Source organism: Streptomyces sp. NPDC045998 (genome assembly GCF_056430285.1).
In genome coordinates, this window is record NZ_JBWKLJ010000008.1 from 372,824 (window position 1) to 397,066 (window position 24,243).

The 24,243-nt window shown below is 73.7% G+C and carries 19 protein-coding genes, 1 rRNA gene and 1 pseudogene; 4 read left to right on the forward strand and 17 right to left on the reverse strand.

Annotated features, from left to right (window positions below; translation table 11 throughout):
- The first annotated feature begins 117 nt into the window (after nt 1–117).
- Nucleotides 118–1,923 (forward strand): glycoside hydrolase family 15 protein, encoded by a 1,806-nt coding sequence (locus AC07FJ_RS24980; RefSeq protein ID WP_479051530.1) that lies wholly within the window; start codon nt 118–120, stop codon nt 1,921–1,923.
- A 28-nt stretch (nt 1,924–1,951) separates the two neighbouring features.
- Here AC07FJ_RS24980 and AC07FJ_RS24985 read toward each other — a convergent pair whose 3' ends face one another.
- Both AC07FJ_RS24985 and AC07FJ_RS24990 read right to left on the reverse strand, forming a co-directional pair.
- Complete coding sequence (locus tag AC07FJ_RS24985) at nt 1,952–3,583, reverse strand: flavin monoamine oxidase family protein (protein WP_479051509.1); 1,632 nt, start codon at nt 3,581–3,583, stop codon at nt 1,952–1,954.
- 105 nt (nt 3,584–3,688) lie between these two features.
- Nucleotides 3,689–5,230, reverse strand: coding sequence for an APC family permease (locus AC07FJ_RS24990; protein ID WP_479051510.1), 1,542 nt, complete (start codon nt 5,228–5,230; stop codon nt 3,689–3,691).
- 160 nt (nt 5,231–5,390) lie between these two features.
- On the opposite strand from AC07FJ_RS24990, the gene AC07FJ_RS24995 reads away from it, so the two are divergent.
- Complete coding sequence (locus AC07FJ_RS24995; protein ID WP_468297765.1) at nt 5,391–7,049, forward strand: PucR family transcriptional regulator; 1,659 nt, start codon at nt 5,391–5,393, stop codon at nt 7,047–7,049.
- Between the two features lie 81 nt (nt 7,050–7,130).
- On the opposite strand, the gene AC07FJ_RS25000 is transcribed toward AC07FJ_RS24995, so the two are convergent.
- From AC07FJ_RS25000 to AC07FJ_RS25035, 8 genes are all read right to left on the reverse strand, one after another.
- Nucleotides 7,131–8,096: a YihY/virulence factor BrkB family protein gene (locus tag AC07FJ_RS25000; RefSeq protein ID WP_479051511.1), complete on the reverse strand. Its 966-nt coding sequence runs from the start codon at nt 8,094–8,096 to the stop codon at nt 7,131–7,133.
- Nucleotides 8,097–8,330: 234 nt separating this feature from the next.
- Entirely contained in the window at nt 8,331–9,428 is a 1,098-nt protein-coding gene (locus AC07FJ_RS25005) for a glycosyltransferase family 4 protein (protein ID WP_479051512.1), read from the reverse strand.
- Between the two features lie 90 nt (nt 9,429–9,518).
- Nucleotides 9,519–10,274 carry a hypothetical protein gene (locus AC07FJ_RS25010; RefSeq protein ID WP_479051513.1) on the reverse strand — a complete coding sequence of 252 codons (756 nt, stop codon included), beginning with the start codon at nt 10,272–10,274 and terminating at the stop codon, nt 9,519–9,521.
- Nucleotides 10,275–10,457: 183 nt separating this feature from the next.
- On the reverse strand, nt 10,458–12,176 hold the full coding sequence (recN, locus tag AC07FJ_RS25015) for a DNA repair protein RecN (protein ID WP_479051531.1): 1,719 nt from the start codon (nt 12,174–12,176) through the stop codon (nt 10,458–10,460).
- A gap of 130 nt (nt 12,177–12,306) precedes the next feature.
- On the reverse strand, nt 12,307–13,200 hold the full coding sequence (locus AC07FJ_RS25020; RefSeq protein WP_479051514.1) for an NAD(P)-dependent oxidoreductase: 894 nt from the start codon (nt 13,198–13,200) through the stop codon (nt 12,307–12,309).
- Between the two features lie 213 nt (nt 13,201–13,413).
- Complete coding sequence (locus AC07FJ_RS25025; RefSeq protein WP_468297691.1) at nt 13,414–14,340, reverse strand: NAD kinase; 927 nt, start codon at nt 14,338–14,340, stop codon at nt 13,414–13,416.
- Nucleotides 14,337–15,152 carry a TlyA family RNA methyltransferase gene (locus AC07FJ_RS25030; RefSeq protein WP_479051515.1) on the reverse strand — a complete coding sequence of 272 codons (816 nt, stop codon included), beginning with the start codon at nt 15,150–15,152 and terminating at the stop codon, nt 14,337–14,339. Before AC07FJ_RS25030 ends, AC07FJ_RS25025 begins: the two co-directional genes overlap by 4 nt.
- Nucleotides 15,153–15,159: 7 nt before the next feature.
- Nucleotides 15,160–15,534 carry a hypothetical protein gene (locus tag AC07FJ_RS25035; protein ID WP_479051516.1) on the reverse strand — a complete coding sequence of 125 codons (375 nt, stop codon included), beginning with the start codon at nt 15,532–15,534 and terminating at the stop codon, nt 15,160–15,162.
- A 42-nt stretch (nt 15,535–15,576) separates the two neighbouring features.
- On the opposite strand from AC07FJ_RS25035, the gene AC07FJ_RS25040 reads away from it, so the two are divergent.
- Entirely contained in the window at nt 15,577–15,924 is a 348-nt protein-coding gene (locus AC07FJ_RS25040; protein ID WP_361421709.1) for an SCP2 sterol-binding domain-containing protein, read from the forward strand.
- On the opposite strand, the gene AC07FJ_RS25045 is transcribed toward AC07FJ_RS25040, so the two are convergent.
- The 4 genes from AC07FJ_RS25045 to AC07FJ_RS25060 form a co-directional block, all read right to left on the reverse strand.
- A complete protein-coding gene (locus tag AC07FJ_RS25045) occupies nt 15,913–16,734 on the reverse strand; it encodes an ABC transporter ATP-binding protein (RefSeq protein ID WP_479051517.1) in 822 nt (273 codons plus the stop codon). The genes AC07FJ_RS25040 and AC07FJ_RS25045 overlap by 12 nt on opposite strands.
- Before the next feature lie 35 nt (nt 16,735–16,769).
- Nucleotides 16,770–17,783, reverse strand: a complete 1,014-nt coding sequence (locus AC07FJ_RS25050; protein ID WP_361422439.1) for a FecCD family ABC transporter permease — start codon at nt 17,781–17,783, stop codon at nt 16,770–16,772.
- A 20-nt stretch (nt 17,784–17,803) separates the two neighbouring features.
- On the reverse strand, nt 17,804–18,817 hold the full coding sequence (locus AC07FJ_RS25055) for a FecCD family ABC transporter permease (RefSeq protein ID WP_479051532.1): 1,014 nt from the start codon (nt 18,815–18,817) through the stop codon (nt 17,804–17,806).
- Between the two features lie 520 nt (nt 18,818–19,337).
- Nucleotides 19,338–20,441, reverse strand: a complete 1,104-nt coding sequence (locus AC07FJ_RS25060; protein WP_479051518.1) for an HAD-IIA family hydrolase — start codon at nt 20,439–20,441, stop codon at nt 19,338–19,340.
- 70 nt (nt 20,442–20,511) lie between these two features.
- Between AC07FJ_RS25060 and AC07FJ_RS25065 the strand changes: the two genes are divergently transcribed.
- Nucleotides 20,512–21,804, forward strand: coding sequence for a DUF1015 domain-containing protein (locus AC07FJ_RS25065; RefSeq protein ID WP_479051519.1), 1,293 nt, complete (start codon nt 20,512–20,514; stop codon nt 21,802–21,804).
- A gap of 48 nt (nt 21,805–21,852) precedes the next feature.
- Here the strand turns inward: AC07FJ_RS25065 and AC07FJ_RS25070 are convergent, their stop codons facing one another.
- The 3 genes and pseudogenes from AC07FJ_RS25070 to rrf all read right to left on the reverse strand — a co-directional run bounded on the left by AC07FJ_RS25070 (nt 21,853) and on the right by rrf (nt 24,059).
- Entirely contained in the window at nt 21,853–22,623 is a 771-nt protein-coding gene (locus AC07FJ_RS25070) for a tetratricopeptide repeat protein (protein ID WP_479051533.1), read from the reverse strand.
- 261 nt (nt 22,624–22,884) lie between these two features.
- A pseudogene (locus tag AC07FJ_RS25075) lies at nt 22,885–23,808 on the reverse strand (tetratricopeptide repeat protein); the annotation flags it as partial.
- Nucleotides 23,809–23,942: 134 nt separating this feature from the next.
- Nucleotides 23,943–24,059: ribosomal RNA gene (gene rrf, locus AC07FJ_RS25080) — 5S ribosomal RNA — on the reverse strand.
- Nucleotides 24,060–24,243: the final 184 nt, after the last annotated feature.

Below are 24,243 nucleotides of genomic sequence, written 5' to 3' on the forward strand. Positions count from 1 at the left end.
CAGGACGATCACACGGAGGAGCTGGCAGCATCGTATTCTGCTCTGACATTCTCCCCTGACACCCCAGACCAGTAAGCGCCCCACGGGGCGAACGTGGCCGTTCGACTGGAGATGCACGTGGCCGGGCGCATCGAAGACTACGCACTCATCGGAGACATGCAGACCGCTGCGCTGGTCTGCCGGGACGGCACGGCCGACTGGCTGTGCCTGCCGCGCTTCGATTCGCACGCCGTCTTCGCGGGCCTCCTCGGCACCGAGGAGCACGGCTTCTGGCGGATCGGACCGGCGTACGCCGACGGCGGCGAGCCGCCGACGGCCGACCGGCGCCGGTACGTCGGCGACTCGCTGATCCTCGAATCCGAGTGGGACACCCCGGGCCGGGGCACGGTCCGCGTCACCGACTTCATGCCGCCGCGCGACGGCGCGCCGCAGCTGGTGCGGATCGTGGAGGGCGTCAGCGGCCGGGTGCGGATGCGCTCGGCGCTGCGCATGCGGTTCAGCTACGGGCGGGTGGTGCCGTGGGTGCACCAGGTGGACGGCCGGACCGTCGCCGTCGCCGGTCCCGACTCCATCTGGCTCGACACCGAGGTGGAGACCCACGGCGAGGACCTCACCACGTACTCGGACTTCACGATCAAGGAGGGCGACCGGGTCGCCTTCACCATCAGCTGGCAGCCCTCGCACCACGCGCCGCCGCCGCTGGCGGACCCGATGGGCGCGCTGGAGACGACCTCCGCGTTCTGGCGCGAGTGGGTCGAGCACTGCACCTACCGGGGCCCCTACCGCGAGGCCGTGGTCCGCTCGCTGATCACGCTGAAGGCGCTGACGTACGCCCCGACGGGCGGCATCGTCGCCGCGCCGACCACCTCGCTGCCCGAGGACATCGGCGGCGTGCGGAACTGGGACTACCGCTACACCTGGCTGCGGGACGCCGCGATCACCCTCTCCTCGCTGCTGCGCACCGGCTACCGCGAGGAGGCCCGTGCCTGGCGCGAGTGGCTGCTGCGCGCGGTCGCCGGCGACCCGGAGAACCTGCAGATCATGTACGGCATCGCCGGTGAGCGCGAGCTCGGCGAGGCCGAGCTGGACTGGCTGCCGGGGTACGAGAACTCCGCCCCGGTCCGGGTCGGCAACGGCGCGGCGGCGCAGCTCCAGCTGGACGTGTACGGCGAGGTCACCGAGGCGCTGCACCTGGCGCACATGACGGGCCTGGCGCGCAACGACTACGCCTCGCTGCTCCAGCTGAAGCTGATCCGCTACCTGGAGGACCACTGGGACCAGCCCGACGAGGGCATCTGGGAGGTGCGCGGGCCGCGCCGCCACTTCACGCACTCCAAGGTCATGGCGTGGGTCGCGGTGGACCGGACGATCAAGCTGATCGAGTCGGGTGACGCGGACGGGCCGCTGGAGCGGTGGCGCGCGCTGCGCGACGAGATCCACCGGGACGTGTGCGAGAAGGGCTACGACCCGGAGCGCAACACCTTCACGCAGTCGTACGGCTCGAAGGAGCTGGACGCCTCGCTGCTGCTGATCCCGCAGATGGGCTTCCTGCCGCCGGACGACAAGCGCGTCATCGGCACCATCGAGGCGATCCAGCGGGAGCTGTCCACGGAGGACGGCTTCATCCTGCGCTACCCGACCGAGGGCGCGGAGGAGGGCGTGGACGGCCTGCCCGGCGACGAGGGCGCGTTCCTGGCGTGCTCGTTCTGGATGGCCGACGACCTGGCGATGATCGGGCGGGTCGACGAGGCGCGCCGGCTCTTCGAGAAGCTGCTGGCGCTGCGGAACGACCTGGGGCTGCTGGCGGAGGAGTGGGATCCGCGCCTGCAGCGCCAGGTCGGCAACTTCCCGCAGGCCTTCAGCCACGTGCCGCTGATCGACACGGCACTGCGGCTGACGGCCTCGGGCGCGTACGGCGGTTGACGTACGGCGCCCGGCGGCCGGTCGGCGGCTAACAGGCGGCGATCACCTCGCGGGCGGCGCGCTCACCCTCGGTCGCGCCGCCTTCCATGAAGCCCTGGAAGTCGTAGGAGCAGTGCTCGCCGCCGATGTGGATGCGGCCGCCGGGGCCCTGGGGGGTGCCCTCGTAGCCCGCGTACCGGTGCAGGTAGCCGACGGGCCACATCGAGTAGGCGCCGAGCGTGTACGGGTTGCGGTGCCAGGCGGAGAGCTGGGCGCGGCCCGTCCACGCCTTGGAGGTGCCGGGGAAGAAGGCGTCGATGCCGCGCAGGCGGCGGGCGACGAGGTCGCGGACGTACGGGTCGGACTCGGTGGAGAACGGCCCGGCCGGGGTGAGGGTCCTGGCGAGGGTGCCGCCGGCGTACTGGATGAGGATGCCGCCCGTGCCCGGCTGGATCTTGGTGGTGTCCCAGGTCTGCTGGACGTCGGTGTCGGTGAAGCAGTCGCCCGCGGAGACGCCCGGCCAGGGCCCGGTGCCGCGCCAGGGGCGGGTGCCGAACTGCATGTTGAGCTTGGTGCAGTGGCCCATGCGCGCGTCGCGCAGCAGGTCCCGCATGCGCGGGTCGAAGCCCGCCTGGGTGGTGTCGAGCCGCTGCAGGACCGGGAGCGGCACGCACAGGACGGTGTGGTCGGCGGTGACCGTGCGGGTGGTGCCGCCCTCGGTGAAGGTGAGGGTCTGGGTGCCGTCGGCGTTGGCGCGTACGGCCGTCAGCGACCAGCCCATGCGCAGGGTGCCGGAGGGCAGTGAGGCGGCGATGGCGCGCGGGAGTTGGTCGTTGCCGCCGGTGATGTGGTAGCGCTCGTTGGACAGGCCCCAGACGTTGAAGTTGCCCGGGTTGGTCTGGTAGCCCATCAGCAGGACGAGCGCGAGGGACGACTGTTCGGTGGTCTCGGCGCCGTACTCGACGTTGTAGGCGACGTCGATGAAGCGGCCGAGCGGTGAGGAGTGCCCGCCGGGGACGCGGCTCTCGATCCAGTCGTATATCGACATGTTGTCCAGGGCGGTGCCGTGCGGAGTGGTCTGGTTCCACTTCACCTCGCCGGCTTCCTGAAGGTCCCGGTGGAGCTGCTGGTAGACCGCCTTGAAGTCCTCGTCGGCCTGGTGGCGCGGGTAGTAGGTGCCGTTGAACCACAGCACCTCCTCGGCGCCGGTGGGGCCGCCGCCGAGGAAGTCCTCCAGGGGCAGGCCGAAGCGGCGGCAGAGCTCCTGGATCTTCTTGTGGCTGGTGTCGATCAGCTCGCCGCCGATCTCGGAGATCTGGCCGTACGCCCAGTGGTCGCGCTGCGTCCACATGCGGCCGCCGACGCGGGTGGGGTTGGCTTCGTAGAGCGTGCAGTTGAGGCCCGCGTCGCGGAGGGTGAGGGCGGCGGTGAGGCCGGCGATGCCGGCGCCGACGACGGCGATGCGGGGCGCGGTCGCGGCCGTGGTCGCGGCGTGCGCCTGCGTCGGCTTGGCGGCCACGGCGGTGCCGACACCCGCCGCGAGGCCGAGGGCGGCGGCGCGCTGGAGCAGTTGGCGGCGGGTGGAGCCGCGGACTTCGGCGACGGGCATGTCGAGCCGCTCGGCGGCGGCGCGGTGGGCGGCGATGTCGCGCAGGGCGCGCATCAGGGGCGTACGGGACATGGGGGCTCCTCGGAGGGGGGATCCGCCCGGACGGTGGCGGGGTGACTCGGACGGCGGGGGGTGGCGGGTAGCGGGGGTGGCGCGGGCTCAGACGGTGGCGGGGGCTCAGACGGTGGCGGCGGGCCGGCCGTCGTGCTGTTCGTCGCCGTGCTGCTGGTCTTCGTCGTCGCGCTCGGCCGCGTCCTCGAGGACGATCCGGCCGATGATCTCGTAGCGCCGGGGCTGCTTGGCCCGCAGGTAGCAGCCGAGACCGAGGCCGCCGAAGAAGACGAGGCCGACGATCCACGGGATGAGGGTGAAGAAGACGGAGTCGGCGGCGAGGCCGGCGGCGGTCTCCATGTTGAGTACCAGCAGCACGACGACCGCCGTCATGCCGATGCCGCCGAGGAGGGGCGCGGTGAAGGTCTTGAACCAGTGCCGGTCCTCGGGGTGGTTCTTGCGGAAGTAGCCGATGACGGCGAAGGAGCAGAGGGTCTGGACGATGAGGATCGCCATCGTGCCGAGGATCGCGAGCAGGGTGTAGAGGTGGATGTACGGGTCCTGGCCGGTGAGCCAGAAGGCGCCCACGAGCGCGACGGCGATGGCGCTCTGGACGTACGAGGCGATGTACGGCGAGCCGTGCTTGGCGTGCGTACGGCCGAGGGCGGGGTGGAGGAAGCCCTCACGGCCGATGGCGTACAGGTAGCGCGAGGCGCACTGGTGGAAGGCCATGCCGCAGGCGAAGGAGCCGGTGAGCAGCAGCCACTGGAAGGCGTCGACGGCCCAGGCGCCGATGTACGCCTGGGTGGGGTGGAAGAACAGGTCGAGCGGGGTGGCGGAGGCGGAGACCTCGACGGCGCCCTTGAGGCCGTTGCCCGCGATGGTCATCCAGGACACGTAGATGTAGAAGAGGCCGACGCCGATGACGGAGACGAGCGTGGCGCGGGGGATGACCCGCTTGGGGTCGCGGGACTCCTCGCCGTACATCGCCGTGGATTCGAAGCCGACCCAGGACCAGAAGGCGAAGAAGAGGCCGAGTCCGGCGGAGGTGCCGGTGAAGGCGTTGGCCGGGTTGATGGGCTCGGTGGGTATGCCGTCGGGGCCGCCGCCCGCGAGGAGCACCGCCGTGGCGACGGCGAACAGGACGGCGATCTCTGCGACGAGCATCACCCCGAGCGCCTTGGCGGTGAGGTTGATGTCGAAGTACGCGAGGACGGCGGTGACCGCGAGCATCCCGGCCGCGTACAGGATCCACGGGAGGTCCACGCCCAGTTGGTCGGCGACGGTCGTCTTGGTGAAGTAGGCGAAGACGCCGACGATGGACGCCTCGAAGACGATGTACGCGAGGACGGCCAGCATGCCGGAGGCCATGCCGGCGATCCGGCCGAGGCCGTGCGAGATGTAGCCGTAGAAGGCGCCGGCCGCGGTGATCCGCTTCGCCATGGCGACGTACCCGACGGAGAAGACGGTCAGGACGAGCGTCGCGAAGAGGTAACCGGCCGGGGCGCCGGTGCCGTTGCCGAAGCCGACCGCGATGGGGAGGTTTCCGGTCATCGCGGTGATCGGTGCGGCGGTGGCGACCGCCATGAAGACGACGCCGACCAGTCCGACGGAGTTCGCCTTGAGCCGTTGCACCTGGTGCGCTTCGGGGGTGTGGTTCTCTGCCATGCCGGGAGACCCTCCTCCAACGTGACGTACGCCACAAGCGACATGCGGTCATACAAATGCCGTGCCGGGGCGACGACTTGTCGAGGGGTGCGGCAGGTCGTCACCGGCGCGTGATGTCGGCGCGGCGGCGGGGCCGGTAGCGTCCGGCTGCATGAGCTCGATGGATGGTCAGGGCAGCCGGGGCGATCACGGTGGCGGGATCACCGTGCGGCGCGCGCTGGAGCTGCCCGGTCTGCGCGGTGGCCTGCCGGAGGTGGTGGCGGGCGCGGAACGGCTGCACCGCACGGTGCGCTGGGTGCACGCCGGTGAGGTGCCGAACATCGCGTCGCTGCTGAAGGGCGGCGAGCTGCTGCTCACGACGGGCCTCGGCCTGGGTACGCGCCCGGCCGAGCAGCGCGCGTTCGTGCGGCGGCTGGCGGAGCGGGGCATCGCGGCGCTGGTGGTGGAGCTGGGGCCGAGGTTCTCGCGACTGCCGGCGACGATCGTGGAGACGGCCCGGGCGGCGGGCCTGCCGCTGGTGCAGCTGCACCGGGAGGTGCCCTTCGTCTCCGTCACGGAGGAGGTCCACACCGAGATCGTCAACGGCCACTACGCGATGCTGCGGCAGGCCGAGGAGGTGCACCGGCGGTGCACGGAGGCGCTGCTGGGCGGGGGCGGGGTGCCGCAGGTGCTCTCCATCCTGGCCGACTTCGCCGCCAACCCGGTCTTCCTGGAGACGGCGGACGGGCAGTTGCTGTACGCCGCCGGGACCGAGTCCGGCCCTTCGTGCGCCGATCCGCTGCAGGTGTGGGACGGGCTGCGCGGCCAGCGGGCGGCGCGGGAGGCGGAGCCGCCGGCGGGCGCGGTGCTGGTGGACGTGCCGGGCGGCGGCCCGGGCGCGGCGGCCGTCCGGGCCCGGCTGGTGATCCTGTCCGTCTCGGGGGTGCTGTCCCCCGTGCACCGCATGGCGGCCGAGCGCGCGGCGGGCATCCTGGCGGTGGTGCTGATGCAGGCCCGGCAGGAGGAGGAGCTCGCGGCGCGGGGCCGGGGCGACTTCCTGACGGACCTCGCGGAGGGCCGGATCCCCGCCGAGGAGGCGCCGGCGCAGGCCCGGGTGCTCGGCTTCAAGCCGGGCGACGGCCCCCTGCTGCCGGTCGTCATGCGCCTGGCCTCGGCGTCGCCGCCCGCCGGGAACTGGTCCCTGCTGACCCGGGCCGTCCTGGAGGAGCTGGGCGCGGTGGGCGTCCCCGTACTGCTGGGCGTCCGCCCGGTCGAGGGCCGGGTGCCGCTGCTGCTGGGCCTGCGCACGGAGTCCGAGCGCACGGCGGTCGCCGACCGCGTGGCGGCCGCGCTGCGGGCGGGCGTCTCCCGCGCGGGCCTCGAACCCACGGGCGCCGGGGCGCCGGTCGTCGTGGTGGGCGTCCCGGGCAACTGGGCCGCGGCCTCGGCGGGCCTGCGCCACGCCGCCGAGACCGCGACGGCCGCGCAGGGCCTCCCGGACCGCCCCTGGTACGACGCGCGGCGCCTCGACATCGACCTGCTCCTGTGGCGCCTGAGCCACCACGGCGAGGGCGCAGCCCTGGCCGCCTTCGTGGACCGCGCGATCGGCCCCCTCCGCGACCACGACCGCACCTCCCGCCCGCCCCTGCTGCCCACCCTGGAGACGTACCTGGCCCACGCGGGCCGCAAGGCGGAGACGGCCCGCGAACTCCACCTCAACCGCCAGACCCTCTACAACCGCCTGGCCCGCATAGGCGACCTCCTGGGCACGGACCTCGACGACCCCCAGACGGTCCTGGCCCTCTCCCTGGCCCTGCGGGCCCGGCGGCACACCTCCTGATGCGGGCCCGGCGCGGCATCTCCCGAGGGCGGGGGGAGTCCCGCGCCTCCGGCGGGGGCCCGGCCGAGTCGCCGCGTACCGTCAGGCGCCGGGTCCCGGGTCCGGGTGGACCGGCTCCTTGATGCCCGCCCTGGCGGCTTCGAGCTGAGCGGCGAAGGCGATACCGAGGAAGAGGGCGATGCCGGTCACGTTGGCCCACAGCAGCAGCGCGACGAAAGCCGTGAGGGGGCCGTACACGGCGCCGAACGAGCCGCTCCTGCCGATGTAGAGGGCGAGCAGCCAGGTGGCAACGACCCAGAGCAGCAGGTGGACACCCGAACCGAAGACGAGCCAGGTGTAGCCGGGCTGGTCGCGGCGGGGTGCCCAGCGGAAGATCACGGCCGAGGCCAGCGCCGCGAGCAGTACCCCGACCGGAATGTGCAGTGGCCGCCACCAGTCGAGCAGCGACGGGGACCAGTGCAACGCCTGGACCACCGACTCGCCGATGTCCCGGCCGGCGACGATGGCCAGGAAGCCGCCGCCCAGGGGGAGCCCCGCGCACACGGCCAGCAGCACACCCCGGCCGTACTTGGCGAGGAAGGGGCGATCGCGTTCGATGCCGTAGATCCGGTTGCAGCCACGCTCGATCTGCCCCATGGCGGAGGCGAGGTTGAGGATGGCGAAACCGAGCCCCAGCCACATGGCGACGGCGCCCGCGATGTCCGCCCCGGCGCTGCGCCGGGTGTCGCTCAGGGCCTGCCGGACCAGGTCCGCACTGCTTCCCGGCACGATCCTCGCCAACGCCAGTTCGATGGCCTGCCCGAGGCCCTCCGTGTGCATGGTCGTGGCCACTCCCACCAGGGCGATGGTGAACGGCACGATGCCGAGAACGACCTGGTACCCCAGGGAACGGGCGAAGCTGAAGCCGTCCGCGTACCGGAAACGAACGAAGGCGTCGAGGAACAGCTCGCGTCCTCCGTAGTGTCGCAGCGCGGTGAACGCCTCGTCACCGGAGAGCTCCTCCCCGACCATGTCCCGCGTCTGCGGCACATGCACGACCGTGCCCATGTCGTCCCTTCCGCCGAGGCGCCGGCAGTCTTCCCGCGTGCGGCAGTCCGCACCGCATGGATTGGTGCCTGCCATGTGCCCCCTGGGGGAGGGCGTATCCCCACGCGGTCCTCGGTCCTGCCCGTCCCGCCGGTGCGGACCGCCCTCGCCCCGCCCGCCCGCGGCGCACAGGGCAGGGGCGCACAGCGGGGGCGCGCGCCCTCGTCAGGGGCTCTAGGGGCGCTCTCTACGTATTCATGAACCCGCGCACAGCTCGTCGTACACGCTCAGCACCTGCACCACCGTCTCGTCCTCCGTCGGCCACGTCCCCGCCTGCACCCGCCCCGCCGCCGCCAGCTCCGCCCGCCGCACCGGGTCGGCGAGGAGCCCCGACACCGCCTCGGCCAGCGCGCCCGCGTCCCCGTACGGCACCAGGACCGCCGCGTCGCCAACGAGTTCCGGCACTCCGCCCACCGCCGTCGCGACCAGCGGGACGCCGAGGCGCAGGGCCTCCTGGGCCAGCGGGGCGCGGGCCTCCCAGCGGCTGGGGAGGAGCGCCACGTCCGCGGCGGCGAGCAGGGACGTGACGTCGTCGCGGCGCCCGAGCAGCCGTACCGGCAGGCCGTCGGTGTCGATGCGCCGCTGCAGCGCGCCCCGCTGCCGCCCCTCGCCGGCGACGGCGACCAGCGGCACGGGGTCGTGGCGCAGCCACAGCCGGGACGCGTCCAGCAGGGTGCCGTAGCCCCGGTGGGCTTCGAGCGCGCCGACCGCCATGAGCAGCGGCCGGTCCATCGCGCCGAGGTCCGCGCGGGCCTTGCCGTCCACGGCGTCGGAGCCGCGCCGGGGCGCGGGGATCGAAACGGGACCGAGGCGGGCGTCGCGGGCGCCCCGCCGCCGCGCGCGGTCCACCAGCTCGGACGACGTACCGAGCACGACGGCCGCCGCTCGCACGGCCTTGCGCTCCATCAGCCGGAGCAGCCTCGCCCGGGCGGGTCCGTCCGCGAGCGTACGCGTGTGCCAAGTGACGACGAGCGGCACGCCGCGGCGCTGCTGGGCCTGCGAGCCGAGCGCCAGCGCCGCCCGCACTCCGGCGTGCACGCCGTGCGCGTGCACCACGTCCGCGCCGGCGCACGCGGCGCGCAGCACCGCGATGGCGAGGGGGTCACTGCGCCGCGGCACGGGCACGAAGTGCGCGCCGGTGCCGAGGTAGTCGTAGTCGTGGTCGAGTTCGGCCGGGGCGCACACGGTCACCCGCACGCCCCTCGCCACCAGCCCGGCGGCCAGTGATCTGACATGAGCGCTGCTGCCCGCGCTGCCGCCGCCGAGCACTTGGACCGTACGCAGCTGTGTCACGCGCCCAAGAATGCCAGTCCGTACGCGCGTTCCGGCACCAGCGAGGCCCCGTTCCCGTGTCCGGTGGCGTAACCCCGCAGCCCGTATCACTCACATGGGTGAACCTGCGATACGTCGGCTGACTTGGTCCCCGTAGACCGCCGCCGCGACGACTCCGGCCGCGTGGATCACCAGCCCCACCCGGCCGTTGGCGGCGGCGATCGCGGTGCCGAGCGTCGCGCCCAGCGCGTGGGCGCCCGCGTCGCCGAGCATGGTGCGCTCCCCCAGGTCGTCGCCGACGATGGCCGCGGCGGCCCCCATGGACGCGAGGGCGAGCGGTTCGGGCCCGCGCAGCAGCCCCGGCGTACTGAGCGTGAGCACGGCGAGGGCGGCCCGCCCGGGGCGTACGTCGATGAGGTTGACGAGGTGCGCGGTACCGGCGATGACCACGCCCGCGAGGACCTTGTCGACGGGCCGCGCCTTGAGCAGTGCGCCCGCGGCGAGCCCGGCGGCCCCGATCCCGAAGAGTTTGACGGCGCCGCTGGTGACCTCCCCGTCCCGCAGGGCCCCGAGGTGGGCGCGGAAGCCGCGCCGGTGGTCGCCGTTGTGGTCGTCGTACGCGCCGCAGACCCCGGCCGCGAGAACGGCCGGCGCGGCGGCGGCGCGCGTGGGGGCGGGCAGCGCGCCGAGGGCGGCGCCCACGGCCACCGCGGGCCCGGCGTACAGATCGACGGCCCGTCCGGCGTAGTTGGTCCGCTCCCACCGCCGGTCGCCGCCCCGGCGGCGCCGCAGCCCGGCGTAGACGGCACGGGTGGCCCCGGCGGCGAGCCCGAACGCGACGGCGCTCCTGCGCAAGTTCTCGATCATGAGTGCCAGCCTAGGACCCGGCCAGGGCCCGTTGTCAGTGGCGTCTGTCACTCTCTGTAACGTACCGATCGGTCCGTGAGGAGGACCCACCATGACGCGGTTCAGTTCAAGGAAGCACCTGTCGTCGGCGCGGCAGGAGGCCGGGCGGGCCCGGCGGGACCCGCAGGCCCCGCCGGGCGCCGCTCAGCCGTCCACCCGTGCCGCCGCCAGCAGCTCCTCCGCGTGCGCCCGCGCCGTCTCGGAGTCCTCCTGGCCGGCCAGCATCCGCGACAGCTCCCGCACCCGGTCCTCGCCCTCCAGGACGGTGACGCCGGAGCGGGTCACGGAGCCGTCGTTGGTCTTCTCGACCAGCAGCTGGCGGTCGGCGAAGGCCGCCACCTGCGGCAGGTGCGTGACGACCACGACCTGCGCCGACTTGGCGAGCTTGGCCAGCCGCCGCCCGATCTCCACCGCCGCCTTACCGCCGACGCCCGCGTCGACCTCGTCGAAGAGGTACGTCGGCACCGGGTCCGTGCCGGCGAAGACCACCTCGACCGCGAGCATCACGCGCGAGAGCTCACCGCCCGAGGCGCCCTTGGCGATCGGCCGGGGCGGCGCGCCCGGGTGCGGGGCGAGCAGCAGCTCGACCTCGTCGGCGCCGTGCGGCCCGTACGCCACCGTCCGGCCGTTGACCTCCACGCCCTCCGGATCCTCGGTCTGCCGGATGGCGAAGGACACCCGCGCGTGCGGCATGGCGAGCGACGCCAGCTCCGCCGTGACCGCGTCGGCGAACCGCGCCGCCGCCTCGGTGCGCGCGTCCGTGAGCGCCTGCGCCAGCCCGGAGAGCTCGTCGCGCAGGGCGTCCCGCTCGGCCGTCAGCTCGCCGATCCGGTCGTCGTCGCCGTCCAGTTCGGTGAGCCGGGCGACACCGTCCTCCGCCCACGCCAGTACGGCGTCGATGTTCTCGCCGTACTTGCGGGTGAGCGAGGTGAGCGCGGCCCGCCGCTCCTCGACGGCGGCCAGCCGCCGCGGGTCGGCGTCCAGGTTGTCGGCGTATCCGGCGAGCTCGCCCGCCACGTCCGCGAGGAGGATCGAGATCTCGCCGATCCGGTCGGCGAGCGCCGCCAGCGCGGGGTCGTGCGACCGTACGGCCTCCAGGGCCCGGCCCGCGCCCGCGACGAGGGTGGTCGCGTCGACCGCCTCCGGGTCCTCCGGGTTGCCGGCGAGCGCGCCGTGCGCGAGCGCGGCGGCGGACGCGAGGGCCTCGGCGTGGCCGAGCCGCTCGGCCTCGGCGGCCAGCTCGGCGTCCTCACCGGCGCGGGGCTCGACCGCCTCGATCTCGGCGAGCCCGAAGCGCAGCAGATCGGCCTCCTGGGCCCGCTCCCGCGCCCGCGTGGTCAGCTCCTCCAGCTCGGCGGAGACGGCCCGCAGCCGCCGGTACGCAGCGCTGTACGTGGCGAGCGGCCCGGCGACCGCCTCCCCCGCGTACCGGTCGAGCGCGCCCCGCTGCCGGGCCGGCTTGAGCAGGCCCTGCTGGTCGGTCTGGCCGTGTACGGCGACGAGGTCGTCGGCGAGCTCGGCGAGGACGCCGACGGGCACGGAGCGCCCGCCCAGGTGCGCCCGCGAGCGGCCCTCCGCCGAGATGGTGCGGCTGACGATGAGGGTGCCGTCGTCGAGCTCGGCGCCCGCCTCCTCGGCCCGTACCGCCGCGGCGTCGCCCGGCGCCACGCTGATCCGGCCCTCGACGACGGCCGACGGCGAGCCGATCCGCACCAGGGCCGGGTCGGCGCGCCCGCCGAGCAGCAGCCCGAGGCTCGTCACCACCATGGTCTTGCCCGCACCGGTCTCGCCGGTCACCGCGGTGAAACCGGGTGACAGCTCGACCACCGCGTCGTCGATGACTCCGAGCGACCGTATCCGCATCTCCTCCAGCACGGAGAAGACCTTACGAGGTCCGGAGCCCGGAGTGCGACGGCCCCCGCCCCGCGTCGCCGATCCCGCAGGTCGCGCCCGCGTCATCCGGGCCCCGGTCAACCCACGTGCTCCCCGGATGTCACTCCACGGAGTGGCGGGGGCCGGCGGCGCCACCGGAGTGCACCGGGTTGACCGCGCTCCAGTCGCGCTGTCCGCGGCCCGCGGCGAGCGCGGCGTCGAACTGCGCCAGCACGCCGTCGAGGAGCGGGTGCCGGTCCTCACCGGCTTCCCCGGCCATGCGGGCGGCGTAGGTGAGGTCCTTGTGGGCCCACTCCACCTGGAAGTTGGCGGGCTCCGGCGGGCTGAGGTAGCTGTCCCAGGCGAGCCGGGTGACCACACCGCCGGGGCGCTCCACCAGCGCGGGCCCGACCTGGAGCGGGTCGAGGCCCACCGCCTCCGCCAGACGCAGGGCCTCGCCCAGTCCGGCGAGGTGGACGGCCTGGAGGGCGTTGAGGACCAGCTTGAAGCGGGTGCCCGCACCGGCCGGGCCGAAGTGCTTGACCTCCTTGGCGATGGCGTCGAACACCTCCTGCAGCCCGGGGAGCCGGGAGGCGTCCCCTCCGGCGAGCAGCACCAGGTTCCCGGTCCTGGCGCCGGCGGCCCCGCCCGTCAGCGGCATGTCGAAGAAGACCGCGCCCTGCCGCTCGCACACGGCGGCCAACTCCTCCACCCAGCCCACGGAGAGCGTCGCCGAGGCGACGAGCACCGCGTCCTCCCGCGCTCCCGCCAGGATGCCGTCCGGCCCCTGCCACACCTGCCGGGACGAGGCGTCGTCGGCCGTCACCTCGAAGACGACGTCGGCCCGGGCGGCGGCCTCGGCCGGGGTGGCGGCGATCACCGCGCCGGCGGCGGCGAGTCCTTCGACGCGCCGGGGGCTGCGGTTCCACACCACCACCTCGTGCCCGTGCCGGAGCAGGTTCTCGGCCATGCCCCCGCCCATGATGCCCACGCCCACCACGGCGACCTTCGCCATCGGATCCTCACTTCGCTCGTACGACCGCGCCCGCCCGAAAGTCTGCGCCATCGCCCTCGCGCGGCGCACACCCGCCCGAGGCAGTCCCGCCGCCGCCCCGGTGGCACGCCTCCGCGCAGCCGGGAGCCGCGATCTCCGGGACATCCGGCACGGGCCCGGAGCAGGCCCCGGACAGGGCCGCCGCCCCCTGGGACCCGTCTTCCGGATCAGGCGCTAGTGCGGCGCCCCCCGCCACCCCGACACCGGCAGGGCGAACTTCGCCACCAGCCGGTCGGTGAACGACGCGTGGTGCAGCCGCGCCAGCCGTACGGGCACGGCGCCCCGGCGGACCTCCACCCGCGCGCCGGCGGGCAGTTCGACGGTGCGGCGCCCGTCGCACCACAGCACGCCGTGCGGCGTGTGCGGCTCGACCTCCACCGCGAGCACCGAGTCGGGCGTGGTCACCAGCGGCTTGGCGAAGAGCGCGTGCGCCCCGATCGGCACCATCAGCAGCGCCTCCACCTCGGGCCAGATCACCGGCCCACCCGCAGAGAAGGCGTACGCAGTCGAGCCGGTCGGCGTCGCGCAGATCACGCCGTCGCAGCCGAACCCGGTCACCGGCCGCCCGTCGATCGCGAGGACGACCTCCAGCATGCGCTCGGCCGACACCTTCTGGACGGCGGCCTCGTTGAGCGCCCAGTCGGTGTGCAGCACGTCGCCGTTCTCGTACACGGCGACGTCGAGGGTCATGCGCTCCTCGACCTCGTACGCCCGTGTCACCACCCGGTCCACGACCTTGTCGAGGTCGTCGCGCTCGGCCTCGGCGAGGAAGCCGACCCGCCCCAGGTTGACGCCGAGCATCGGCACGCCGGAGGCGCGCGCGAACTCGGCGCCGCGCAGCAGCGTCCCGTCACCGCCGAGCACGATCAGCAGCTCGCAGCCGTCGAGCACGCCGGGTGTCGCCTCGGGGACGGTCTCCACCGTCGGTGGCAGCGGCAGGTCCGCCGCCTCCGCCGCCAGGACGCGTACGCCGATGCCGCTGCGCAGCAGCCCGAGGACGACCAGCTCGGCGCTGCGCACCGCAGCCGGCCGGCCGGTGTGCGCGAGCAGGAAGACGGTCCGTCCGGTCGTCGCTTGCGGTGCCGCTGTCGTCGATGTCACCGAGGTCCCTCCGCCACAGCCCGGTCCACATCCGCCGGATCCAGGGCGGGCGCCCCCGCCCGCAGCCACAGAAAGTACTCGACGTTGCCGGACGGCCCGGGCAGCGGGCTCGCCGTCACGCCCAGCACACCGAGCCCCAGTTCGGCGGCGTGGCGCGCCACGCCCCGCACCGCCTCCGCGCGCAGCTCCGGGCTGCGGACCACTCCCCCGCTGCCCAGCCGCTCCTTGCCCACCTCGAACTGCGGCTTCACCATCAGCACCAGGTCGGCGTCGGGCGCGCAGACCCGCACCAGGGCGGGCAGCACGAGCCCCAGGGGAATGAAGGAGAGGTCTCCCACGACCAGGTCCACCGGCTCTCCGTCGATCGCGTCCAGCGTCAGCTCACGTACGTTCGTACGGTCCTTGACGGTGACGCGTTCATCGCTCTGCAGCGACCAGGCGAGCTGCCCGTACCCGACGTCGACGGCGACGACGTGCGCGGCCCCGGCGCGCAGCAGCACGTCGGTGAAGCCGCCGGTGGACGCGCCGGCGTCCAGCGCCCGCCGTCCCTCGACCTTCAGCCCGCGCGGTACGAACGCCTCCAGCGCCCCGGCCAGCTTGTGCCCGCCGCGCGAGACGTAGTCGGGGTCGGTGTCGTCCTGGGCGACCACGATCGCGGCCGCGGTCTCCACCTGGGTGGCGGCCTTGGTGGCGGTGGCGCCGCCGACGGTCACCCGCCCCGCCGCGATCAGCTGGCTCGCGTGCTCGCGCGAGCGGGCGAGCTTGCGGCGTACCAGCTCGGCGTCGAGACGGCGGCGTGCGACTCCTGCCACGTTCGGTTCAGCTCCTGTGTTCGTACGGCGAAGGCATCGGCGGGCGCGCGTCGAGCGCGGTCAGCGCGTCCCGCAGCCCCCTGTGTACATCCTCGTACACCTCGAGGTGACCGTCCGCAGGGAGGTGGTCGGCGTCGCCCAGCCGCTCGAGACCGGCGTCGACCCCGGGATGGCCGGTGGGCACGCGCTCCACGCCGAGCGGCGCGGGCGCCGCCGGCTCGTACGCCTCCGGGTCCTGCGCCTCGGGGTCGTGCGCGCCGGAGTCGTGCGCGTCGGGCTCGTACGCCTCCGCCGGCGCGGGCGTCACCACCGGCGCGGGCGTCACCGGGCCCGTCGCCGGGGCCGTCCCCGGGTCCCCCTCCTCGGGCATCACGTCGCTCATGCCCAGACGCTACCGCGAAGCGCTGGGGTACGGTCGGTGGCGATGGCCACGATCGAGGAGTGCCGCAGCGCACTCGACAGACTTTCCGACAGCCTCACGCGGGCGAACGGCGAGGTGCGCGACGCCACCGCCCTCGACCGCACGCTCAGCTGCCACATCACGGACCTCGACGTCACCTTCACCGGCCGCCTCGCGGGCGGCCGGATCGAGGTCGGCGACCAGGTCGAAGGGCCGCCACAGGAGCGCGCCGAGATCCGGCTGGCGATGACCGGTGACGACCTGGTGGCGCTGGTGGACGGCGGGCTGAACTTCGCCAGGGCCTGGGCCTCCGGCCGCGTCAGGCTGGAGGCCGGCTTCCGCGACGTGCTGCGGCTGCGCTCACTTCTGTAGCGCGGGCGCCACCCGGGCCTTGCGGGCGGCCGGCACCACCAGCGGAGTCCCGGTCTCCGGGTCCTCGATGACCTGGCAGCGCAGGCCGAAGACCCGCTCGACCAGCTCCGCGGTGACGATCTCGCTCGGCGGGCCCTCGGCGATGATCTCCCCGCCGCGTACGGCGATGAGGTGCGTGGCGTACCGCGCCGCGTGGTTCAGGTCGTGCAGGACGGCGACCAGGGTGCGGCCCTGCGTCTCGTGCAGCTCGGCACACAGGTCCAGCACGTCGATCTGGTGCTGGATGTCGAGGAACGTCGTGGGCTCGTCGAGCAGCAGCAGCGGCGTCTGCTGGGCGAGCGCCATCGCGATCCACACGCGCTGGCGCTGGCCGCCGGAGAGCTCGTCGACGTACCGGTCGCCGAGCTCGCCGACGCCGGTCGCGTCCATCGACTCCTGGACGATCCGCTCGTCCTCCGGGGACCACTGCCGCAGCAGCCCCTGGTGCGGGTAGCGGCCCCGGGCGACGAGGTCGGCGACGGTGATGCCGTCGGGCGCGATGGACGACTGCGGCAGCAGGCCCAGCGTGCGGGCGACCTTCTTGGCGGGCATGGAGTGGATGGCCTGGCCGTCGAGGAGCACACGGCCCTCGGTGGGCTTCAGCATCCGGGACAGCGCGCGCAGCAGCGTCGACTTGCCGCAGGCGTTGGGGCCGACGATCACCGTGAAGGAGTTGTCCGGGATCTCGACCGACAGGTCGCGGGCGATGGTCCGCTGCTCGTAGGCGAGCGTGACCGACTCGGCGCTGAGCCGCTGGTGCTGGCGCTGCATGGACGTACTCCTGGCGTTCTCGTGGTTCGTGGGGGTCATATCCGGCCTGCCCTGCGCTCCGTGACCAGCAGCCACAGCAGGTACACGCCGCCGACGACGCCGGTCACCACGCCCACCGGAAGCTGCCGGTCCCCGAAGGCGTTCGTGGCGGTCCAGTCCGCGATCAGCAGCAGCGCGGCACCGGTGAGCATGGCGGCGCCCAGGTTCGGCCCGGGCGAGCGGGTGAGCCGGCGGGCGACCTGCGGGGCGCTGAGCGCGACGAAGGTGATGGGTCCGGCGGCGGCGGTGGCGACGGAGACCAGCAGGACGGCGGAGGCCGTGAGCGCCACGCGCGTGCGCTCCACCTTCACGCCGAGGGCGTACGCCGCGTCGTCGCCCATCTCCAGCATCCGCAGCGGCCGCCCGTACGCGAGGACCACGGGGATCAGCACGCAGGACACGGCGAGCAGCGGCCAGAACTGGGTCCAGTCGCGCCCTTCCAGCGAGCCGGTCATCCAGACGGTGGCGCGGGTGGCGTCCACCAGGTTCGCCTTGGTGATCAGGTAGTGGATGACGGCGGTGAGCATGGCCGCCACACCGATGCCGACGAGGACGAGCCGGAATCCGTGGACGCCCCGCTTCCAGGCGAGCAGGTACACGGCCGCGCCGGTCAGCAGGCCGCCGACGACGGCCCCGGCCGCGACGGCGGCGGAGTCGCCGTCGAAGAGCACGATCACGGTGAGCGCGCCGACGGTCGCACCCTGCCCGAAGCCGATCATGTCGGGGCTGCCGAGCGGGTTGCGGGTGAGGGACTGGAACACCGCGCCGCCCAGGCCGAGCCCCGCCCCGACGAGGACCGCCACGAGGACGCGCGGCAGCCGCAGGTCCCACACGACGAAGTCCTGCACCACCGTGCCGTCGCCGAGGAGCGTGGCGACGACGTCGCCGGGGGCGAGGGGGAAGTCACCGCTGCCGATGAGGACGACGCCGGCCGCGAGCGTCACCAGGAGCAGGCCGAGGGCGACGCCGAGGCCGCGCGGCTCGACCCGTACGGAGAGCCCGCCGGGCATGCGTATCACGCGTGTCGCTTTCACAGCTGGGCCATCCTCTTGCGGCGTACGAGGTGGATGAAGACGGGCCCGCCGATGACCGCGGTGACGATGCCCACCTGGAGCTCGGCCGGCCGGGCCACGACCCGCCCGATGACGTCGGCGCCGAGCAGCAGCACCGGCGAGAGGACGGCCGCGTACGGCAGGATCCACCGCATGTCCGGGCCGGTGAGCGCCCGTACGAGATACGGCACCGCGAGCCCGACGAAGACGATGGGCCCGCAGGCGGCGGTCGCGGCGCCGCACAGCAGCGTCACCGCGACCATCGCGAGCACGCGCGTGCGGTTGAGGTTCGCGCCCAGCGCGCGGGCGGTGTCGTCGCCCATCTCCATGGCGTTGAGCGGCCGCGCGATCAGCAGCGCGAGGACGACCCCGACCACGACGAACGGCGCGACCTTGCCGACGGTCGCCATGTCGGCGGTGGCCAGCGAACCCACGGTCCAGAACCGCAGCCGGTCCAGCGCCGCCGAATCCAGCAGCTGTACGGCGTTGACGTAGCCGTACAGCGCGAAGGTGGCGGCGGTCCCGGCGAGCGCGAGGCGCACGGGCGTGGCGCTGCGGCTGCCGCCGAGGACGTACACGACGACGGAGACGAGCGCCGCCCCGGCGAACGCGAACCACACGTACCCGGACAGGGAGGTGATCCCGAAGAAGCTGATGGCGGTGACGACGGCGGCGGCGGCGCCCGCGTTGACGCCCATGAGTCCCGGCTCGGCGAGCGGGTTGCGGGTCAGCGCCTGCATGACGGCCCCGGACAGCCCGAGCGCGACACCGACGAGCAGTCCCATCAGGGTGCGCGGCACACGCAGCTCGGCGATGACGACGTCGTTGCCGGTACCGGAGTTATGGAACACGCCGTGCCACACATCCCCGACGGGAACCGGTTTGGCACCGATCACGATGCTCGCGACACACACCAGCAGCAGGACACCGACGGCCCCCAGCAGCCCCAGCGCACGCACCGAATGGCGCCTGCGCGGCTGGGCGGCGGGTATCGGCTCCGCGCTCACTTCGGAAGGACTCTCGACCAACACCCGGTTAGGTTAGCCTATCCTCCTTTCGCCACCAGCCCCCTGACCTGCACAGCCGCGACGTGGCAGCCGAGGGGAATACGGAACCAACGCCTGGAAACAGACGGAAGGGACGCACGGCGGAACCGGCGCACCACCGGCGGCACGAAGAACGGCCGCCGACCGGGCCCCCGGACCACCGGAACAACGAACGGCCGCCGACCGAACCACCGTCCCACCGGCGGCACGAAGAACGGCCGACGGCCGGACCACCGGCCACCGGAACAACGAACGGCCGCCGACCGGGCCACCGGACCACCGGCGGCACGAAGAACGGCCGCCGACCGGACCACCGGACCACCGGACCACCGGAACAACGAACGGCCGCCGACCGGACCACCCGGACCGGCGGGCCACGGCGGGGCCGCGCCGAAGAGCCCCGGTCCCACGTCCGGCCGCTCACGCGACCGCCCGCCCCGCGAGGGATCGTTCCCCTGACGAACCCTCACCACCCCAGCCGCGCCAGCGCCTTCCCGGCGTCCAGCCCGCACGCACCCGCACCCGCCTGCGCCCACGCCGCCGCGCACAGGGCCCGCAGCCCGTCCAGGTTCTCGCCCTCGCCCTCCAGGGCCAGCGCGCCGCCCCCGCTCACCGACGCGGTCCAGTCCCCGCAGGCGAACCCGTCCGCCGCCGACCCCGTCACCTCGGGCTGCCCGGTGAGCAGCCCTCGCAGATCCGCGTCCACGTACGTCGGCCGGTGCTCCGGCACGGCCGCGAGCAGCTGCGCCGGGTCGGTCACGCCGGTCAGCACGAGCAGCGAGTCCACGCCCCCGTTGACGGCGCCCTCGATGTCCGTGTCGAGCCGGTCCCCGACCACCAGCGGACGCTCCGCGCCCGTCCGCAGGATCGTCTCGCGGTGCATCGGCGTCAGCGGCTTGCCGGCGACCTGCGGCTCCGCGCCCGTCGCGATGCGGACGACCTCCACCGCCGCGCCGTTCCCGGGCGCGATGCCCCGCGGGCCGGGGATGGTGAGGTCGGTGTTGGACGCGAACCACGGAACCCCGCGCGCGACGGCGTACGCCGCCTCCGCGAACCGCCCCCACGGCAGCTCCGGCCCCCCGTACCCCTGCACCACCGCCGCCGGGTCGTCGTCCGCGGACTCCACGGGCACCAGCCCGCGCTCGCGCAGCGCGACCCGCAGCCCCTCACCGCCGATCACCAGCACCCGCGACCCCTGCGGCACCTGCTCGGCGATCAGCCGCGCGACGGCCTGCGCGGAGGTGACCACGTCCGTCGCCTCCGCCGGCACGCCCAGCTCCGTCAGGTGCGCCGCCACGGCTTCCGGGGTCCGCAACGCGTTGTTGGTGACGTACGCCAGGTGCATGCCACCGGCCCGTGCCGCCTCCAACGCGTCGACGGCGTACGCGATCGCCTCTCCGCCCGCGTACACCACCCCGTCCAGGTCCAGCAGCGCGGTGTCGTACGCCTCGCTCAGCGCGGTCGCGCTTCCGCTCGGCCGCGTCCGGGCCGCCCCGGCCGCCGGAGCCTGCGCCGCCCGGTCCGTGCCGTCCGTTCCGTCCGTGCCGTCGCCGTGCCGCTGCTGCGCCATGTCCGTCGTCCTCCCTGCGAATCCACTCCCTCGATCATCGCTCATGGCGCGTCCCACATACGATGCTGGGATGAACAGCACAGGTCCTGCGGCCAACGACGGTCTGCACCTGCTCCCCTTCCGTGGGCTGCGCTACGACGCCCAACGGGTCGGCAGCCTCGCCGCGGTGACCTCCCCGCCGTACGACGTCGTCGTACGGCCCGACGGCCTGAACCACCTGGAGTCGGCCGACCCCCACAACATCGTCCGGCTGATCCTCCCGCAGGCCGCCACCAACGGCGCCCGCCACCGCCAGGCCGCCGAGACCCTCGACGCGTGGCTCGCCGACGGCGTCCTCGCCCCGGAGACCGAGCCCGCCCTGTACGTGTACGAGCAGCGCAAGGGCGACCTCCTCCAACGCGGCCTCATCGGCGCCCTGGAGCTCTCCGCCCCCGCCGAGGGCGTCGTCCTGCCGCACGAGGACGTGATGCCGCACGTCATCGAGGACCGCGCGGCCCTGATGCGCACGACCGCCGCCAACCTGGAGCCCCTGCTCCTCACCTACCGCGGCAACGGCAGTGCCACCGGCGCGACCGCCGTCATCGAACGCACCACCCTGCGCGCCCCCCTCCTCGCCACCACCACGGAGGACGGCTTCAGCCACCGCCTGTGGGCCATCACCGACCCGGCCGACATGGACCGCATCGCCGCCGACCTCGCCCAGCACCAGGCCCTGATCGCGGACGGCCACCACCGCTGGGCGACCTATCTGCGCCTGCGCGAGGAACACCCCTCCCCCGGCCCCTGGAACTACGGCCTGGTCCTCCTCGTCGACACGGCCCGCTACCCTCTCCAGGTCCGCGCCATCCACCGCCTGCTGAACCGCCTGCCCGTCACCGACGCGCTCGCCGCCCTCGACGCCCACTTCCGGATACGCACCCTGGACGAAGGAACCCCGCTTCCGGCGGCCATGGAGGCCCTCGCCTCCGCCGCCGCCGAGGGCAACGCCTTCCTCCTCACCGGCGACGACGGCCGCCTTCACCTCATCGACCGCCCGGACCCCGCCCTACTGGCCCGGACGGTGCCCGCCGACCGCCCGGAGGCATGGCGCACGCTCGACGCCACGGTCCTGCACGCCACCCTGATCGACCACATCTGGCGGGTCCCGGACACGCCGGAACACATCGCGTACATCCACGACACCGAGGCCGCCGTCACCCTCGCCGCCCGTCGAGGCGGCGGCACGGCGGTCCTGATGCATCCGGTACGCGAAGAGGTCGTACGCGACCTCGCCCGCCAGGGCGTCACGATGCCCCGCAAGTCGACGTCGTTCGGCCCGAAGCCCGCGACGGGCCTGGTGCTCCGCAGCCTCACACTGGGCTGAAACGCGAAAAAGGGCGGCACCCCGGGATGGGGTGCCGCCCTTTCGTCATCAGCGCTGGTCGCTCTGGTCGCCGTCCCCGTCGTCCTCGGCGTCCGGCTCGTCCGCGTCGTTCTCCGCGTCCTCGTCGAGGTCCTCGTCGGTCACGGCTGCGTCGACGAACTCGACGCCGTCCATCTCGGCGAGCCGGTCGGAGGCGTCGGTGCTGCCGTCCTTGTCGGCCTCCAGCGCCTTGGCGAACCACTCCCGCGCCTCGTCCTCGCGGCCCGCCTCCAGCAGCGCGTCGGCGTAGGCGTACCGCAGGCGCGCGGTCCACGGCTGGATGGAGTTCGAGGCCAGCTCGGGGCTCTGCAGGGTCACGATGGCGGCGTCGAGCTGCCCCATGTCCCGGCGGGCCCCGGCGGCCACGAGCCGCATCTCGACCTGGCCGGCCTTGTCGAGCTTCTGCACCTCGGGCTCACCGGCCATCGCCATGGCCCGCTCCGGCCGGCCCAGCCCACGCTCGCAGTCCGCCATGACGGGCCACAGCTCCACGCTGCCGGTCATCCGCCGCGCCGCCCGGAACTCGGCCAGGGCCTCGGCGTACTTCTGCGTGGCGTACGCGGCGAAGCCGGCGGCCTCCCGCACCGCGGCCACGCGCGAGGCGAGCCGCAGCGCGATGCGCGAGTACGCGTACGCCTGCTCCGGGTCCTCGTCGATGAGCTTGGCGACCATCACGAGGTTCCTGGCGACGTCCTCGGCGAGCGTCTTCGGCAGGCTCATGAGCTCCTGCCGCACGTCCTTGTCGATCTCGTCGCCGGTGACGTCCGCCGGGATGGGCAGCCGCTTGATGGGCTCCCGGTCCCGGTCCTCGCGCCGGAACCCACCGCGGTCGTCCCGCCCCCGGTAGCCGCCACCGCCGCCACCACGCCGGTCGTCACGCCGGTCATCCCGACGGGGCCCACGCGCCCGGTCGTCCCGCCGGAACCCGGGCCGGTCGTCACGACGGTCATCGCGCCGGTCGTCCCGCCGCTGCATGCGGTCGTCGCGCGGGAAGGTGCCGCGGTCACGGTCGCGGTCGTCGCGCCGGTCATCGCGACGGAACCCACCACGGTCCCGGTCGTCACGCCGCGGAGCCCGGTCGTCCCTGGGGAACGCCGGCCGGTCGTCCCGACGGAAACCGGCGCCACGGTTGTCGTCACGCCGGTCATCGCGACGGAACCCGCCACGGTCGCGGTCGTCGCGCGGAGCATCACGGCGGTCGTCGCGACGGAACGCCGGGCGCTCGTCTCGCCGGTCGTCACGACGGAAGCCACCGCCACGGTTGTCATCGCGCTGGTACGCCGGTCGGTCATCGCGCCGGTCGTCACGACGGAAACCGCCACCGCGATTGTCATCGCGCTGGTACGCCGGCCGATCGTCACGGCGGTCATCACGACGGAAGCCACCACCACGGTTGTCATCCCGGCGGAAGCCGCCGCCGCGGTTGTCCTCGCGCCGCGGCGCCCGGTCGTCACGCCGGTCGTCCCGGCGGAAACCGCCGCCACCGCCACGGTTGTCGTCCCGACGCTCATCCCGCCGATCGTCACGACGGAAGCCGCCACCGCGGTTGTCCTCGCGCCGCGGCGCCCGGTCGTCACGGCGGTCGTCGCGGCGGAAGCCACCGCCACCGCCACGGTTGTCGTCCCGACGCTCATCCCGTCGGTCGTCACGGCGGAAACCACCGCCGGAAGGACGCGCCGCGCCCCGGTCGTCACGGCGCCCGAAGCCGCCCCGGTCGTCGGTACGACGGGGCCCACGGTCACGGTCGTCGCGACGGTCGTCACGCGGAGCGTCACGCCGGTCATCCCGCCGGAACGCCGGGCGGTCATCGCGTCGTTCGTCGCGGCGGAAGCCACCGCCGCCGCCACGGTTGTCATCACGACGCGGCCCGCGGTCATCGCGCCGGAAGCCGCCCCGCTCGCCACCGTCCCTGCGACGCGGCTCGCGCTCCGGACGATCGTCGGAGGAGTTGGTGGACATGGGCATGGCTCCTGTCATTCGGGTACCGCAGTCATTCTCGCGCAGTCGGCCGTCCGACACGCTTCGGGAAAATCCCGCACAATTACAAAAGGACCCTTGGTCCCAGCATGCACGCTGGGACCAAGGGTCCTTGAAAGATTGTTCGGCGGCGTCCTACTCTCCCACAGGGTCCCCCCTGCAGTACCATCGGCGCTGAAAGGCTTAGCTTCCGGGTTCGGAATGTAACCGGGCGTTTCCCTAACGCTATGACCACCGAAACCCTATCGGGTTCTAGCGAACAAGCACACTCTTCAATTAAGTAAGTGAAACTGGTTCAACCGGTGCGACTGTTCGCAACCCGGGAACCACACAGTGGACGCGAGCAACTGAGGACAAGCCCTCGGCCTATTAGTACCGGTCAACTCCACCCATTACTGGGCTTCCATATCCGGCCTATCAACC